The following is a 15,082-nucleotide window of genomic DNA, read 5'->3' as shown; positions in this document are numbered from 1 at the left end:
TAGCACGACCCGATGAAGCTTTGACAGCGGGTATCGCAGCTAATTTTCGGCAATGCTAGACGATGAGACGGTCGACCGGCAGGCGGAAATGCCGGGGTTTCAGCGGTTTCGGCGGCCGGCCGACGCGGAACACATTGACGAGGCGCAGATCGCCGCCAACCTTGCCGAGTTTTCGCAGCCGATCGTTGAAGTCAGGATGGTCTGATAGCGCCGAGATCGGGCACGCCGCGAACCCGGCGCGATCGATCTCCAGCCAGATCCGGTAGAAATGCCGTCCCGTCGTGAGTGGATCCTCACCGACCGGACGGCAGAACAGCACAATCGCCGAGGCCGACGCCGTCTTGGCGCTGTCGGCGAGCAGCGATGCGGCGATGCCGAGACGATCAAGCGGCCTGAACAGGCCGCCGAGCACGAAGCGGGCCGCGCTGGCCTCGACCGCATTCATGGCGAGCGCGTCGCGGTTGAGACCGTCCTGCAGATAATGCGGATGGCTCGGCGACAGCCGCATCCATGCGAGCAGTTCCTGCCGGTAATCGTCGTCCCGGACAAAGGAGAACTCGGCCTGATCGGCCCAATCAGCGATTTCAGCAATCGCCTGGCGATCCCCAATGCAAATCACGTCGTCGCGCGCGGCGGCAAGCTGTGCCAGCGCCGCCGCATCATCAGGCGACGCCGCGAACTTGCCGGGCCACGACATGCGGCGCGCCACATGGCCGGCCAGCGGATCGGGCGCAACGCCCTGCCGGACCGCAAAGCTGCAGAGCGCGGTAAATTGCGGCGACAGCGGCTGCTCGATCGTCGTCATACCGGTGATGGCAAGGCCGCGGCGGTTGAGCGCGAGGCTCATGCCCTCCAGCGCCGCGCCGTGCGAGACCAGCACGTCGTGCCCCGCGGGGTCGGCGACCGGCGCGCGTACGCTGACGTCGTCGACCAGCGCCAGCCGCCCGTCGGCAAGCAGCCGCCAGCGCGTCGGCTGGATGTTGTGGACGCTCGGCGCCAGCCGCGCCTCTGCGACCAGCTCGCGCAACAGATCCGGCGTCAACTCGCTCATGCCGCCGCCAGCCGCTTGGAGAACAGATGCAGCCGGTGCAGCGGCTGGGCGCCGACCTTCTCGACCTGGCGCAACGACGGACCGTTGATATCGGCGATCCAGGTGCCGCCGAGCGTGCGGTAGCCGGCCTCCTGCAACGCCAGCGCCGTGCGATAGAGCATCGCGCCGTTGAGGCCGCGATTGTGCAGGTCCCGGCAGACCGACTGATAGATCAGCACGGCGCGCGTGTTCATGATGCGGTGCTGCACGAACCTGAACGGCGCTGATAGCCCGATCCGGCCGCCGATCGCCTTGATCAACGGATTGAGGTCGGGGATCGCGATGATCGCCCCGGCTGGCCGGCCGCGGTGATAGACCACGGTCGAAATCCGCTTGTCGATGATCCACATCATGTCGCCGGCCTGGAACAGATATTCGGCCGCGGTCGGCGGCACGAACATCGGGTTGTCGGCAAAACCGTCATTGAGGATCAGCCGCGCATCCTCCAGCCGCACCTTGAAGGCGGAACGCTTGATCGGCTGCCAGACGAAGTCCTTGTCGGCCAACACCGCGCGCTGCTTGTCGCCGAGCAATTGCTCCGGCTTGCCGCCGTCGAGCGCGATCTCGAACGTCGTCATCGGGAAGGTCGCGGTATAGCCGGCGCGTTCGAGGTGGCGCGCGATATGCGGCGGCGACCACATCATGTCGGTGAATGGCGCATGGTCGAACCCGTCGGTCATCACGCCGATCTGCTGCATCGCCGTGAGATTGAAATTGCCGGCGACGCGGCTCATGCCGCGCGCGGACAGCCATTGCTCGGCGGCGCCCAGCAGCCCGTCGGCCACCTCGGGCTCGTCGATGCAATCGAAGAAGCCGAATGCGCCGTGGCGGGTGCCGTGCTTGCGGTTGGAGGCGTCGTGGATCGAGGCGGCGATGCGGCCGACCGGTCGTCCGTCGCGATGCGCGGAGAACAGCGCGTAGCGGCCGTGGCCCTCGGTGATGAACGGATTCTTCGCGGAATCGAACATCCGCTCGAAATCGCTCCACAGCGGCGGCACATAGAGACTGTCGGGCCCATAGGCATTGAGCGCCGCGTCGAATGCCGCTTTGCGGTCACCCTCCCTGATCTCGAGCGTCATTTGGCCTCCGGGGTCAACGCCAACAGCCGCCGCACCAGCGCCAGCGCGGTTTCGGTGGCGGGATCGGCCGCGGTCACGGGCACGGCGAGCACGATCAGATCGAGCGGATCATGCGCGAGCACGATGACATGGGAGGCGCTGTTGGCCGTCATCAGCGAGACCATGCGCTCGGCCGCAGGGTCAATCGGCGACAGCGCCCACGGCGCATCGGACCGGCGCAGCACACGCCGCGCCGACAGGAAGTCGCGGAGCAGCGGCGGATCGTACGACGCCAGCTCGCTCTCGCGAAACCGCTGCGCGCTTTCGAAGATCGGATGCCGCGCGAGTTCGGCGATCAACTGCTCCCTTGTCTGCGCCGGCGACGCCGCCACCGAATTGAGCACGCCGGGCTCCTGGGATTCGAACAGCGCGCGCAGCGCATCCGTCATCAACCCGATCGTCAGCACGCCGGCGATCGCGACCGCGACGAACCGGACGACCTGCGCGGCGTCGACGTCGGGCGCCATGAAGGCGGCGGCGAGCCCCAGCAGGCCCGAAGAGATCAGCCGCAGTGCCATCATCGCCAGTCCGTGGCGGCGGGTCTCGGCGCCGCCGCCGGCGATCAGCATCACGGTCACGGTCAGCAGTGCACCCAGCGCGCCGAGCCGGACCGGAATGTCCGGGAATAACGTGCGGAAGTCGGTCAGGATGAACGGGATCACGACCAGCGCGCCGACCGCCATGCGGCCGATGCTGCGGTTTTCCGAGGCCATCAGCGAGGAGCGGTCGCGCGTCGCCAGCAGCAGCGCGCAGGTGGCGAAAGCAAGCAGCTGAAACAGCGCCAGCGTGATCGCGTAAGGCATCACGAAGCGTTGCAGCCCGAACAGGCCGCCGAGGCCGAGCAGGATGCCGCCCGCGAGCGCTGCGATCTTGACCGCGCGCGGCGCGTGGCGCCGCAAGATGCCTTCGGTGACGATCAGGGCGCCGAGCGGGATCAGTGCGGCCGGGATCACCGAGAGGCGGTCGAGCAGGCGGCTTCCGGTCCACCACGCAAGGCCGCGGTCGAGGAACAGGATCGCGATCACGCCGAGCGCAAGCAGCAGGCGACGGGTCAGCGGGCTCCTTGGATCGCGCCGGTAGAACGTCAGCATCGCCACCGCAAGGCCGATGGCGCCGCAGAGATTGACGATGGAATCGGCAATCGCCCCCGAGGTCATGTGCTGCCCGTCAATTGCTCGATCGCCCGGCGCACCAGCGGGCGCATCAGGGCGGCAACCAGCGCATTGCGCGGCCGCTCGATCGCGGGCCGGTGCGGATTGAGGAACCAGCCGCGGCAATCGGTGCCGGAGGTGCGGCCCAGGATCAGCGCGACCGCCTCATAGGCCATCAGCATCCCCGTCGAGATCACCATCGGCGCGAACGACATCCGGCTGCGGCGGCCGGCCGCGACTTCGCCGGCAATCGCGAGATCGACATAGTTGCGCGACGAGGAGTGCAGCATCACGTGCTCGATCTCGGCACGCATCGCGGCGCGGCGGTCGTCCTCGGTGATAGCAGTCCAGTCCTTGCCCATCGTCGGAAAGCCGAGGCGCTCCTCGGGCCTTGGATCGTACGGGCGCACCACAATCACCGACGGCAGCGGCGACATATAGGCGTCGATCACAGTTGCATCCGCGGCTTTCGCAGTCCGGTACAAATGCACACCGGCCGCGATGTCGTCCATGCCGTTGACGATGACAGGGCAACGCGCGGCGATCCCGGCGAGCTCATCGGTCCAGTTCTCGCCGAGCACCTCGATCTCGATGGTCGGGTTGATGCGCTTGGCTGCCTCGGCGGCGACCGCCGCCTTCTCGCGGCCGACCTCGTCGGCAAAGGCGAACACCTGGCGGTTGAGGTTGGAGACCTCGAAGCGGTCGATGTCGGCGATCACGAACTTGCCGACGCCGGCGCGCGCCAGCGCCATGAAGGCCGCGCCACCCATGCCGCCGACGCCGCAGACGAACACCCGCGCCTGGCGCAGCAGCTGCTGTTCGTGCTCGTCGATGAAGCCGATGTTGCGGCCGGTGAAGGAGTAATAGTCGAAATTCATCGCGCCCCCCCGCTCTCGTGTCTGCGCGGCCGCAGCGTGCCGAAGGCGCGGCTGTCGTCCAGCCAGTAGATCACCGGCAGCACCAGGCGCTGCAGCGCCAGCATCGCCGACGCCGCGAGCAGCGCCGGCAGCGAGCCCGACGGCACCTCGCTCATCAGGTAACGGCGCGCACCGGCAAGATCGACGCGGCCGAGCTGCAGCACATCGTCGCCGCGGCCGTAGTCCAGCTCGCGTTCGCAGAATTCGTTGTAGACGGCGTCGCGATGTTTCGGCGCGATCTCGAAGGTCTTCTTCAGCGCGTCCGAGCCGCCGGTATAGGCATTGGTGATGACCGAGCGCGCCTCATCGAAGCCGGCCTCCTCGCCGACGCCGAACACCGCGCGATGCCGTGCCATGATGCCGCGCGCCAGCTGCAGATGCGCAAAGCTCTGCCGCGCGCCGGGCTGCGGCGACGGGAACACGTCCGAGAACGTGTCGCTGACCATGCCGACCACCGCCGGCACCTGGGTGACGTTGGAAATCCATTTCGGCCGCAGCCCGTCGCGGGCGAACAGCACCAGCGCGGTCAGGCCGTAAAGCACCCAGGACAGCCCCTGCCCGCGCACATCGGGATCGACCATGACGAGGCCGAGATGGGTCACTTCAGCGGGCTCGCCGTCGAGCGGCACGTCCATCACCGACAGCGCGTTGAAGGCGATCGGCCGCCCGGTGTCTTCCTCGGAGATCAGGGTGACGACGGCGCGCGACAGCCGCTCCGGCTCGCCGGAAAAGATGCCGTAGGTCAGGCTTTCCTCGGGCAGCGTCTTGGCGGCAACGATGCGGAGCTGCGCGACCAGCGCGTCGAGCTCGGCCTTCGGCAGCGACACGCCGGGCGATTCGACGATACGGGTGCGCTGGCCGGCCTGGGTGCGCAAGGTGAGATCGATGGTCGGCTGCGACAGCGCCTTCAGCCAAAAGCCGGCATGGCCGCGCAGGCCGTCAAAGGCCGCGCGCGCCTTCGCAAAACCCCTGCCGCCGCGCGAGGCCGGGGTCGGATCATCCGTGGGCGCCATTTCTCTTCTCTGTCCCTCGGGCGCGATCTCTGCACTCAGGCCTGTTAAAGAGCCATGAGCGCAACCTGCCGCTGTTGGCCGCAGGGTAAACAAGCCGTTCCGGAAACGGAACAAGTTGCCCCCAACGACGAAAGCGGCGGGTGCGAAACACCCGCCGCTTCGCATTGGCTCCGACTCACCCTGCCTTGGAGACTTCCATCAGCAGGCGCTCGGCCTTGGCGTCCTCGATGCGGTTGACGAACTTGCCGCTCTCGTAATTGTCGCGCACCGTCTTGGTCATCGTGATGCAGGTCTGGACCAGCATCACGATGCCCATCGTCAGATAGCCCTGCATCCAGAGGCTGATCGGCAGAAAGAACACGCCGATGGCGACGAGAAAGGCGGAGGCTGCGAAGGACGCGTAGGTGAAGGTAACCCAGGCGCCGCTGTGGGGTTGGATGGTCTGGTTCATGGTCGTCTCCTTGATGATATGGTTGAAGTTGACTTGTTTCAGGCTTGCGGTTTCAGGCTTGCGGCGGGCGCTTGGCTTTCAGCCGCGCCAGCACGTCGTCGGCAGTCGATTTCATGCGCGGGCCGAAGCCCTGCTCGGCGAGCCTCTCGGCGACGACAAGCGGTCCCGAGGCCGTATCGATTTCGAACAGCGCGTCGTCGGCCGCCTGGATCTCGATCTGCCGCTCGCGCAGCCGCTTCAGCGTGGCCTCCGCTTCCGGCAGCGTCGATTCGTAGGGGCGCGCCGCCTCGATGCCGCTCCGGCGCAGCGAGCGCACCGCCTCCGAGGCGCGGGCAAGGCGCCGGCCGCGATCGAGCTCGGCGATCCGCGCCTCGGCGTTGCCGACGTGACGCTTCAGCCGTGTGATCTCGGTGGCGAACAGGGTGCGCGCGGTCATCGCGGCATCGCGTTCGGCTTCGAGGTTGGCGATCGCCTGCGCGGCTTCGCGGGCGAGGTCTTCCCGGCCGCCCTCGAGCGCCGCTGACGCGCGGACCTCGAGATCGGCGATCCGGGCGTTGGTGGCGTCAAGCCGCCGGCCCTCCTGCTGGTCGCCGGCGATTGCCAGTGCCAAGGTCCGCTTCGAGCGGTCGACGGCGGCGGCCGCATCGCGCATCTGCTGGTCGAGGATGACCAGCGCGGTCCGGTCTTGCAGTTCCTCTTCGGCGACCGCAACGGTGCCGCGGAAAAGAGTCAAAACAGTTTTGAACATTTGGTCACTCCCTGTTATGAGCATCGCTCATGAATCTCTTGTACCACATACTGAGCAATGCTCAAGAATTATTTGAGCGCCGCTCAAGCGTATGGTTAACGGCGGGTAAAACATGTCCAAAGCATTGGAACGACGTGCGAAACTGCGGGAAGCGCTGATCGAGGCGGCGGAACGGGCGATTGCGGCAAAGGGTCTCGGCGGCCTGAAAACGCGCGAACTGGCCCAGGAAATCGGTGTTGCCAATGGCGGCGTCTACAATCTGGTCGAGGATGTCGACGAGTTGATCCTGCGCGTCGGCTCGCGCACGCTGGCCCGGCTCGACGCCTCGCTGTCTCTGGCCGAGATCGGCGGGTCGGCGGCGCCGCGCGAGATGCTGGTGCGCATCGCGGTCGCCTATTGCGACTTCGCCGCCGACAATCTCGAACTGTGGCGCGCGCTGTTCGAGCACCGCATGCAGCCGGGCAAGCCGGTACCGGAATGGGCCATCTCGGAGCAGATGGAATTGTTCCGCCACATCTACAAGCCGCTCGCCGCACTGTTCCCGCAGCGCTCGCCGGCGCAGCTCGGCGTCACCGCGCGCAGCCTGTTCTCCGCCGTGCACGGCATGGTCGCGCTCGGGCTGGAGCACAAGCTGATTGCAGTGCCGATCGGCGCGCTGCGCAGCGAGATCGGCACCCTGACACGCGCGATGGTCGACGGGCTGACGGCGAAGAAGGAGTAGCGCACGCGCCCGCGCGATGTTCCCGCTGCGGTCAAGCAGACGACTTGCCGCAGGGAGACGTGGATTTCTGCTGTTGCCCCAAAGGCAAGGGGGACGTAGCGATTGAGGTCAGGAAGGGGGAAGCCACTTGCGGAATGATCGAATAGTAGTCATGTACCGTTATTCGAGTTTCGGCCGAACGACTTGGCCTCGCCGCTGGTAGCGCGCCTGACTGACGACCCTCCCCCCAAAACTTCGAATGAGCCTGCTGCGCTCTCGAGTGCGGCTCCAAACACGCATCTATTGAAGGACGATCTCCCATGAATACGGGAACTGTGAAGTGGTTTAACAGCCAAAAGGGTTTCGGCTTCATTCAGCCGGACCAGGGAGGCCAGGATGTTTTCGTTCATATCAGCGCCGTTGAACGCGCCGGCATGAGCACCCTCAACGAGGGACAGAAGGTTTCCTTTGAAATCGTTGCAGACCGCCGGACCGGCAAATCTGCTGCGGACAATCTGCGCGCCGCGTAAGCTGCCGCCGCAATCGGCGCCATGCTGCTTTGACCACGGATGTACTGGCAGAGCCTCTGGTTTCGCGTCCCCGCGACTGGTCACCCGGCCGCGGGCTTCTTTTTATCACACCGCGCGCAATGCCCGCCAAGGCCAGGACTTGAGCCGTCTGCCGGCGGGGCGGCCCGCGCATTGAAGCAACCGAGGTCGCGAGCGTGTCCACCAATATCGATCCAGAGCCGCACCACGACGACATCATGTACCCGCAGGTCCTCCCGTTCCTGCTGGTCCACGCAGGGTGTCTGGCGGCGATCTGGTCGGGCGTCTCATGGCAAGCCATTACCATCTGCGTCGTTCTCTATTGGCTGCGCATGTTTGCGATCACCGGCGGATATCACCGGTACTTCTCGCATCGCGCTTACTCAACGAGCCGGGCCTTTCAATTCATCCTTGCCTTCCTCGCCCAAAGCAGCGCCCAGAAAAGCGTGCTTTGGTGGGCCGCGAAACATCGGCATCACCATCTCCATTCGGACACCGAGCAGGATGTGCATTCCCCTCTGCACACGGGCCTCGTGTACAGTCATCTCGGCTGGATTTTCTATCGACAGCACGACGCAACCGATCTGACGAAAGTCTCGGACTTTGCCGCGTATCCAGAGTTGATGTGGCTGCACAGGCTAGAGGTTTTGCCGGCGGTCGTGGTCGCAGTCCTGTGCTTCCTCATTGCCGGATGGCCGGGGCTCGTGGTCGGTTTCCTCTGGAGCACCGTGCTGGTGTATCACGCCACGTTCTGCATCAACTCCCTCGCACATGTTCACGGACGCAAGCGGTATGTGACGGGCGACGACTCCCGCAACAATTGGCTGCTGGCTCTGTTCACGATGGGCGAAGGTTGGCACAACAATCATCACGCCTACCAGAGCAGTGCGCGGCAAGGCTTCCGCTGGTGGGAGATTGACGCGACCTATTATGTTCTGGTGGCCCTGTCCTGGCTCGGTGTTGTCTGGGATCTGAAGGCGCCGCCCGCGCTGGTTCTCCGCAACGAGCAGCGCTTGGGATCACGCGTGATCAAGCGAACGGCCGAGCAGCTCGCGGGTCGCTTCAATCCCGAATACATCGCGCTGGCGATCAAATCGTCGGTCCATGAGACCGGAATGTCGGTGCGGGACGCGCTTTTCCTGTTGCAGCATCGTGCCGACCTGCATCTGCCCAGCATGCCAACGCGTGACCAGTTGCTGGCTGAAGCCCAGGCCATGTTCGCGAAGACGCCATCGCTGGACGATATCGTCGACCGTGCACATGAACTCCTGGTGGAATCGGTTTGCTTTCTTCTGGCCGTTCCGCCTCCGGTGGCCGCCGTAAGCCCGAAACCTTGAGCGGACGGTAGCATTTTGCCTCGGGCATCCCCATATTGGGTCAATGACCAACTGGCAAAAGCCGAGCAAGCGAGAACCACCCAAGACCAAGGCTGAATTGCGCGAGATGCTGACCGAGGCTGTGCGCAACACGCCGAGCCCCGACCAGGTGTCGCAGCGGCGGCCGGCAAAAGCCAAAAAGATCGCGGCCCGGACGGCTGACGACTAAGCCTCGCCCGCCACCGTCCGGATCTCCGACCCGGGATACGACCGAATTCCATAGGCGACGAGCGCGAAGATTTTCGCGAAGGAACAGCATGCGCAAATTTCCCAAGCCGACCGAACAAGAGATCAATGAGGGACCCCAAGCGGTGTCTTTTCAGATCGCGAACGGAAACGCGCGGCAGGACTGCATCTTGCAAACCACATTCCCAACCAAGATGCAGGCGCACAAGTATCTGCTCTCGAATTGGCCGACCATCGAAAAGATGGCTCGCGATGCCCTTGCGGCGGGAACCATCGAAGGCGGCCAGATCAAGCTCATGATGAGCTGAACAGCCCGCGGGAAACGCCCGAGCCTCACGGCTCCATCGTGTAGGCGCGCCCGGGTTCGAGCGCGTAGATCGTCAGAAAGCGCAGCGGCCGTTCCGGGTCGCAATTGCGAAACAGCGTGTGCGGAAGGTCGGGGCGATCCTGCAAGGTCTCGCCTGCCCGATACCGGCGCGGCACTTCGCTGCCATAGGCGGACTCGGCGACACCTTCGACGATGAAGATAATTCCCCCAACCGGATGGCGGTGCAGCGGCGCGACCCCGCCGGGCGGATAGGTCACCTCGGCAACGACCAGCTCGCGATCATCGCCGGGCAATGCAAGACGCTCGAGGGTCCTGCGCGTCACCCCGGCAAACCCGGTCTGTTGCGCGTTTGCCTGACCGTCCTTGCCATCAGCCATTGGAATCCCTTTTCGCGTCACGTGAGCCATCCCCCGATCAAGTCGCGGTGCGATGACCATGAGGGCGCCTCACCACGGCAACAAGATGTCGGAGCGACGGTTCAGCACGTCGGCTCCCGGAGCAACACAGAATGGCCGAAGGCCTTGCCACCCTCGCTCCGACGTTGCAGGATTCTTGCACCGAAGAAACCTTCAGCAGTGGGCCTTGCATGGGAATGAGCATCGTGACGACGCGGTTGCCGGGGATCGCCGCCCTGGCGCTCGGCATTGCAGCATCAAGTGTCATGCCGGCGTTTGCAGCGCAGGCCGTATCCGAATGCTCGATGTCGGTCACATTGGCGGATTGGGGCGAGAACTCGACCGGCGATATCGACGTCGCGTCAGGCCAAAGCTGCCTGATCCCGATCGGGATCCGCGGCACGGTGACCGACTCCGCGATCTCGCAAAAGCCGACCTACGGCAAGTTGAAGAAGATCAACACATTGACCTTCGAATACAGGGCGAAGGCCAAGTACAAGGGCAGCGACACCTTCGCCATCAAGGCAACGGGTCAGGGCCCGAAGGCGTCAGGCACCTCGATCATCACGCTGCGCGCGACGATCAAGTAATCGCCCGTCGCACGCTGGACCAAAGCGTTTTCGAGCGAAGTGGGCACCGGTTCGCGTGAAGAAAACGCGTCAAAAAAGAATCGAGAGCTCCGTTCCGATACAATCGGAACGGGGCTCGCACGGCGCGCGACCGCTTCGCCCGAAACGCGTCAGCCCGGCCGCACGCCGGTGCGGATGATCGACCCGACATGCTGGCCGCGCAGCGCCGCGGTGAGCCGGCCGGGAACGAGGCCGTTCACGACCTGCACGCGCTCGATATGGCGGGCGTTCTTCATCACCTCGAGCAGCGCGGGATCGAACGGCAGCGTGCCCTTCAGCTTGGCGAGATCGGCGACGCTGGTCTCGCGCAGCAGCTGCGCCTTCTTGCCGTCGGAACCGTTGGGATCATCGGTGTACACGCCGTCGACGTCCTCGACGATGGTGAGGCCGGCCGCGCCGAGCGCATCGGCGAGCAGGAATGCGCCGGTGTCGGCACGATGCAGCGGGATGCGCGAGTCCGGAAACTCGTGATGGTGATAGGGCGGAAAGCCGCTGCCCACCACCGCGCGGGCCGCGGAGAGATGGATCGCAAGCTGGCTCGCGATGGTCGGGTGCTCGATATAGGAGACGCCTTCCGGCGCGAGCAGGCAGGCCAGGATATGACCGTTCTGGCCGGCCTCGCTCGCCGCGAGCGGCGCGAGCGAGCCGACCGGCAGCCCGAGGTCGAGGCCGACGCTGTAGAGGTGGCGGGCGCGGATGCCGGCGCCGGTCAGGATCAAGAGGCGGTGCTCCGGCAACAGCGAGCGCAGCTCGTCGACGATCGGCAGGATCGCTTCATGGCCGCGATCCATGATCGAGCGGCCGCCGATCTTCACCACCTGCACCCAGGGCAGCAGGGGTATAGGGCGCCCGCCGGCAACGGGACGAGTGAGATCGCTGTCGAGCAGGGTCTGGCGCGCGAGCGGCGAGGCGACGTGCTTGGTGGTGTCATCCATGGTCGTGTCTCTCTCAGCTCGCAGTGATGATGGTGCCGACATGCTCGCCCGCGAGCGCGCGGGTGAGATTGCCGGGGACAAGGCCATTGACGACCTGCACCTGGCGGACATGGCGCGCGGCGGCGAGCAGATCGAGCACCGGGAATTCGAGGATCGAATCCTGCAATCCCTTCGCCTTCATCTCGGCCACCGAGATTTTCGGAATGAAGGTGGCGCCCTTCGAGGTCTTGGGGTTCGCGTTATAGAGGCCGTTCTCGTCCTTCACATAGATCATCGCCTTGCAGCCGAACTGCTCGGCAACCAGGAAGCATCCGGCGTCGGTGCGGTAGGGCGGGATCATGCCTTCGGGTGCGGGGCGCATCCACAAGCCATAAGGCGGCATGCCGCTGAAGATCACCGCGTTCACCTCGGCGAGATAGAGCGGCACGGCCGAAAGCCCGGCGCCGCTGACCGCGGAGATGCCGTGCTTGGCCAGCAGCTGCCCCAGCATTACGGCGTTCTGATCGGCGACCGAGGCGCCGAGTTGCGACAGCACGCCGGCCGGCAGCCGAAGCCCGGCCGCGATCGAATAGAGATGCCGGGCGCGGGTGCCCGCCCCGGTCCCGATCAGAAGCTTGTGCGCCTTGCGCGCCGCGACGATCTCGTCGACCAGCGGATAGACCGCGGCGCGGCCGCGGTCGATGACGCTCTGGCCGCCGATCTTGATCACGGTGGCATCCGGCAGGATCCGGAAGTCCGACGCCGCTTCCGCCGCGGCCAAAAGCTGCGGATCGGTCAGCGACCGCTGCATCAGGAGCCCTTCAAGCTCCGCCGTCGTGTTTGCCATGAGAAACGTTCCTTTTCCGATGCGCCTGGCACCGCTTCCGAATTGCACTGGTAGCGGTAAGCCGGCCGGGTCTCAAGATGCAATGGCAATGATGGCGCACCCCGGCGGTCGTGGCGCTGACGTGCTAAACTTAGATAATCGCATGACTATCCCCGCCTGGCGCGACGCGAGGTCAAGCAAACCGAACGGTGATGTCTTCGAGGAAATGCCGGCGGCTTTCGTGGTCCAGCGCTCGCCCGGCTTGATCGGCATCGGGAGGGTCAAGGTGCCCGTGGAAATCACCTCGCCGGCACTGAGGGGCGGGTTGTGCGGATCCTTTGCCAGCAATTCGACCTTCAGCGGACGGTCGAGCACGAACGCGCCGCCGCCGCGTTGCACCGACTTGCCATCACACTGGAGCTCAACGTCAAAGATGGCCAGTTCACGCTGCCACTCCGCCTTGCGCGGCGCGATCGCGTGCCCTAGTTGGGCGTGAAGATCACCTTGCCCTTGAACGCCGCCGCCTTGGCAATCGCTTCCGAGAATCCCTCGAGGCCGTAGGTCCCGACGACCGGCGCGCTGATCGCGCCCGATGCGACCATCGGCACCAGATGATCGTACATCGTGGCCAATGCCTTGTCCGTTGCGGTCTTGCCCCAATGTCCCAGCCAGAAGCCGCGCACCGACACTTCATTGAAGATCACGCTCAGGGCCGAACCTGAGAACGGCTGTCCGCTCATCGCGCTGTAGATGACCAGCACGCCCTTCGATGCCAGGCAGTTCATCAGGTTCAAGGCCGACGTGCCGCCGACGACGTCGAGTGCCAGCTGGATCGGCGCCCCACCAGTCTCCCTGGCGACGCACTTGGCGAGGTCGGGTCCGTCGACCAGCACGATATCGCCGCCGATTGCTTTGACCTCATCCACGACCTCCTCGCGCCGCACGACGTTGACCGTCTTGAGGCCGAGCGATTTGGCGATGCCGATCACCGCGCGCGCGGTCGCCGAGTTGGCGCCGTTCTGGATCACCCAGCCGCGCGCGACTTTGACGAAATCGGTCAGCAGCAGATAGGCGGTCGCCGGATTGACCCCGATCATGGAGAGCTGCTGAACGTCGGCGCTTTCGGGCAGCGGACGCTGCCACGACGCCGCGAATTTGACGCGTTCGGTCCAGGTCGGGACCGTGAACGGAATCAGCGTACGGTCGCCCTCCCTGAGGTTCTTCACCTGCGATCCCGCGGCGATCACCCGCCCGACGCCCTCGATGCCGAGCGTGGCCGGCGGCGACGGCAGATAGCCGTAGCGCCCCGCCATGATCATGAAATCCGAGTTGTTGATCGGCGCCGCCTCGACGGCGACCACCACCTCGCTGGGGCCGGGGCTGCCCACATCAGCCACCTCGTTGAGCTTGACCACATCAGCAGGACGTCCGAACGCAACAACCTGAACCGCTTTCATGGCACCATCTCCCGATTTCGTTATGTACTTGTAAGTACAGAATATGGGTGCGTCAATGGCCCTGATAGCCTCCACAGCAAGGTGAAGGCTTCACATCCGACGCGGGAGTACATAAAACAGCGGTATGGCAAGGCCGCGCAGCTTCGATCCGGACGACGTCCTGGAAATCGCCCGTCAGGTATTCTGGCAGAAGGGGTTTCAGGCAGCCTCGCTCGACGAGATCACGGCGGCGAGCGGCATCGCCAAGCCCAGCCTCTACGCGGCGTTCGGCGACAAGAGTGCGCTGTTCCTCAAGGTGCTCGATCGCTACCACGACGGCATTCTGGGTTGGGCCGAGCGCACGCTGGCGCAGCCGGGGCCTGCGCGCGAGGCCATCAGGCAGTGGCTCACCGGATTCATCCCCTATTGCTCAGGCGAGAAGGGACAGCGCGGCTGCCTGTCGATCAATTCCGCGACCGACGGCTCGCTCGATCAGGCCGAGGTCCGCAAGAGCATCGAGCGCTACAACAGGCGGCTCGAAGAGCTGTTGCGCACGCGGCTGCGCGCCGATCGCGCCCAGTTCAGGAAGGGCTTTGACCCTGACATCACTGCGCACACGATCATGGTGGTGCATGCCGGACTGCTGGCGCTCGCGCACCAGAGGCCGGATTCGAGGCAGGTGAAGGCCGTGATCGACCAGGTGATGGGCCTGCTCGCCTGACTTTGCCGGCCCCCGGCCTGACCTGGCTCACTCCGCGCCCTCGCATGAATGTGAATATATGACGCTCATCATCTTATTGATGTAGCGCGCCCGATGACCATGTCCGGATTGGCTACCATGGGCTTTCCGGATCTGGGGATCAGATGCACAAACCGTTTTCGCGTGCGACGCTCGTTTTGTTCACCGCTCTGCTGGCGATGCCAAGGATTGGTCCGGCTCAAGCCCATGATCACCAGCATGCCGAGCTGAACGCCTGGTATGAGAGCCTGCAAAGCGGCAAGGGACCCTGCTGCGACGGCAGTGACGCCAGGCGCGTCGACGACGCCGATTGGGACACCAAGGACGGCCACTATCGGGTGCGCCTCGAGGGCGAGTGGGTCGACGTTCCCGACGACGCCGTCGTCGCCGGGCCGAACCGTGCCGGCCGTACCATGGTCTGGCCGTATTACCTGGATGGCCACCCGCGGCCGCGCTGCTTCATGCCGGGCAGCATGGGCTGAGCATCTGCGACGGCGCTGCGCGGGCCGAGTGGTCG

The 15,082-nt window shown here is 65.2% G+C and carries 20 protein-coding genes; 8 read left to right on the top strand and 12 right to left on the bottom strand.

What is annotated here, in order from left to right:
- Positions 1 to 55 precede the first annotated feature (55 nt).
- From HAP48_RS21475 to HAP48_RS21445, 7 genes are all read right to left on the bottom strand, one after another.
- On the bottom strand, positions 56 to 1,051 hold the full coding sequence (locus tag HAP48_RS21475; RefSeq protein WP_166210266.1) for a nitroreductase family protein: 996 nt from the start codon (positions 1,049 to 1,051) through the stop codon (positions 56 to 58).
- Positions 1,048 to 2,169, bottom strand: a complete 1,122-nt coding sequence (locus tag HAP48_RS21470; protein ID WP_166210269.1) for a GNAT family N-acetyltransferase — start codon at positions 2,167 to 2,169, stop codon at positions 1,048 to 1,050. Before HAP48_RS21470 ends, HAP48_RS21475 begins: the two co-directional genes overlap by 4 nt.
- A complete protein-coding gene (locus HAP48_RS21465; RefSeq protein WP_166210272.1) occupies positions 2,166 to 3,365 on the bottom strand; it encodes a hypothetical protein in 1,200 nt (399 codons plus the stop codon). The genes HAP48_RS21470 and HAP48_RS21465 overlap by 4 nt, the downstream gene beginning before the upstream one ends.
- Positions 3,362 to 4,237, bottom strand: a complete 876-nt coding sequence (locus HAP48_RS21460) for a HesA/MoeB/ThiF family protein (RefSeq protein ID WP_166210275.1) — start codon at positions 4,235 to 4,237, stop codon at positions 3,362 to 3,364. The genes HAP48_RS21465 and HAP48_RS21460 overlap by 4 nt, the downstream gene beginning before the upstream one ends.
- Positions 4,234 to 5,289 carry a hypothetical protein gene (locus HAP48_RS21455; RefSeq protein WP_224496532.1) on the bottom strand — a complete coding sequence of 352 codons (1,056 nt, stop codon included), beginning with the start codon at positions 5,287 to 5,289 and terminating at the stop codon, positions 4,234 to 4,236. The genes HAP48_RS21460 and HAP48_RS21455 overlap by 4 nt, the downstream gene beginning before the upstream one ends.
- Positions 5,290 to 5,464: 175 nt before the next feature.
- Positions 5,465 to 5,740 (bottom strand): YiaA/YiaB family inner membrane protein, encoded by a 276-nt coding sequence (locus tag HAP48_RS21450; RefSeq protein WP_166210278.1) that lies wholly within the window; start codon positions 5,738 to 5,740, stop codon positions 5,465 to 5,467.
- Positions 5,741 to 5,792: 52 nt separating this feature from the next.
- Complete coding sequence (locus HAP48_RS21445; RefSeq protein WP_166210281.1) at positions 5,793 to 6,488, bottom strand: PspA/IM30 family protein; 696 nt, start codon at positions 6,486 to 6,488, stop codon at positions 5,793 to 5,795.
- A gap of 112 nt (positions 6,489 to 6,600) precedes the next feature.
- Here HAP48_RS21445 and HAP48_RS21440 point away from each other — a divergent pair, with 112 nt between their 5' ends.
- From HAP48_RS21440 to HAP48_RS21420, 5 genes are all read left to right on the top strand, one after another.
- Positions 6,601 to 7,209 (top strand): TetR/AcrR family transcriptional regulator, encoded by a 609-nt coding sequence (locus HAP48_RS21440; protein WP_166210284.1) that lies wholly within the window; start codon positions 6,601 to 6,603, stop codon positions 7,207 to 7,209.
- Positions 7,210 to 7,508: 299 nt separating this feature from the next.
- Positions 7,509 to 7,718, top strand: coding sequence for a cold-shock protein (locus tag HAP48_RS21435; protein WP_166210287.1), 210 nt, complete (start codon positions 7,509 to 7,511; stop codon positions 7,716 to 7,718).
- 236 nt (positions 7,719 to 7,954) lie between these two features.
- Complete coding sequence (locus tag HAP48_RS21430) at positions 7,955 to 9,073, top strand: acyl-CoA desaturase (protein WP_166216148.1); 1,119 nt, start codon at positions 7,955 to 7,957, stop codon at positions 9,071 to 9,073.
- Positions 9,074 to 9,116: 43 nt separating this feature from the next.
- Positions 9,117 to 9,281: a hypothetical protein gene (locus tag HAP48_RS21425; RefSeq protein WP_166210290.1), complete on the top strand. Its 165-nt coding sequence runs from the start codon at positions 9,117 to 9,119 to the stop codon at positions 9,279 to 9,281.
- A gap of 88 nt (positions 9,282 to 9,369) precedes the next feature.
- The gene (locus HAP48_RS21420) at positions 9,370 to 9,606 is read left to right on the top strand and encodes a hypothetical protein (protein WP_166210293.1); all 237 of its coding nucleotides are present in this window, start codon (positions 9,370 to 9,372) and stop codon (positions 9,604 to 9,606) included.
- A 25-nt stretch (positions 9,607 to 9,631) separates the two neighbouring features.
- Here the strand turns inward: HAP48_RS21420 and HAP48_RS21415 are convergent, their stop codons facing one another.
- Entirely contained in the window at positions 9,632 to 10,003 is a 372-nt protein-coding gene (locus HAP48_RS21415; RefSeq protein WP_166210296.1) for a cupin domain-containing protein, read from the bottom strand.
- Positions 10,004 to 10,227: 224 nt separating this feature from the next.
- On the opposite strand from HAP48_RS21415, the gene HAP48_RS21410 reads away from it, so the two are divergent.
- Positions 10,228 to 10,611, top strand: coding sequence for a hypothetical protein (locus tag HAP48_RS21410; protein ID WP_224496531.1), 384 nt, complete (start codon positions 10,228 to 10,230; stop codon positions 10,609 to 10,611).
- A 149-nt stretch (positions 10,612 to 10,760) separates the two neighbouring features.
- Here the strand turns inward: HAP48_RS21410 and HAP48_RS21405 are convergent, their stop codons facing one another.
- From HAP48_RS21405 to HAP48_RS21390, 4 genes are all read right to left on the bottom strand, one after another.
- Complete coding sequence (locus HAP48_RS21405; protein ID WP_166210299.1) at positions 10,761 to 11,585, bottom strand: amino acid kinase family protein; 825 nt, start codon at positions 11,583 to 11,585, stop codon at positions 10,761 to 10,763.
- Positions 11,586 to 11,598: 13 nt separating this feature from the next.
- Positions 11,599 to 12,411, bottom strand: a complete 813-nt coding sequence (locus HAP48_RS21400; RefSeq protein ID WP_166210302.1) for an amino acid kinase family protein — start codon at positions 12,409 to 12,411, stop codon at positions 11,599 to 11,601.
- Positions 12,412 to 12,483: 72 nt separating this feature from the next.
- Positions 12,484 to 12,789, bottom strand: a complete 306-nt coding sequence (locus tag HAP48_RS21395) for a hypothetical protein (RefSeq protein ID WP_166210305.1) — start codon at positions 12,787 to 12,789, stop codon at positions 12,484 to 12,486.
- An 83-nt stretch (positions 12,790 to 12,872) separates the two neighbouring features.
- The gene (locus HAP48_RS21390) at positions 12,873 to 13,847 is read right to left on the bottom strand and encodes a zinc-dependent alcohol dehydrogenase family protein (protein WP_166210308.1); all 975 of its coding nucleotides are present in this window, start codon (positions 13,845 to 13,847) and stop codon (positions 12,873 to 12,875) included.
- A gap of 124 nt (positions 13,848 to 13,971) precedes the next feature.
- Between HAP48_RS21390 and HAP48_RS21385 the strand changes: the two genes are divergently transcribed.
- Positions 13,972 to 14,547 carry a TetR/AcrR family transcriptional regulator gene (locus HAP48_RS21385; protein ID WP_166210311.1) on the top strand — a complete coding sequence of 192 codons (576 nt, stop codon included), beginning with the start codon at positions 13,972 to 13,974 and terminating at the stop codon, positions 14,545 to 14,547.
- A 143-nt stretch (positions 14,548 to 14,690) separates the two neighbouring features.
- Positions 14,691 to 15,047, top strand: a complete 357-nt coding sequence (locus HAP48_RS21380) for a hypothetical protein (RefSeq protein ID WP_224496530.1) — start codon at positions 14,691 to 14,693, stop codon at positions 15,045 to 15,047.
- The last annotated feature ends 35 nt before the right edge of the window (positions 15,048 to 15,082 follow it).

Source organism: Bradyrhizobium septentrionale, from assembly GCF_011516645.4.
Classification (GTDB): domain Bacteria; phylum Pseudomonadota; class Alphaproteobacteria; order Rhizobiales; family Xanthobacteraceae; genus Bradyrhizobium; species Bradyrhizobium septentrionale.
The sequence above is the reverse complement of the archived record's forward strand: the minus strand, read 5'-3'. Positions and strand labels throughout refer to the sequence as shown.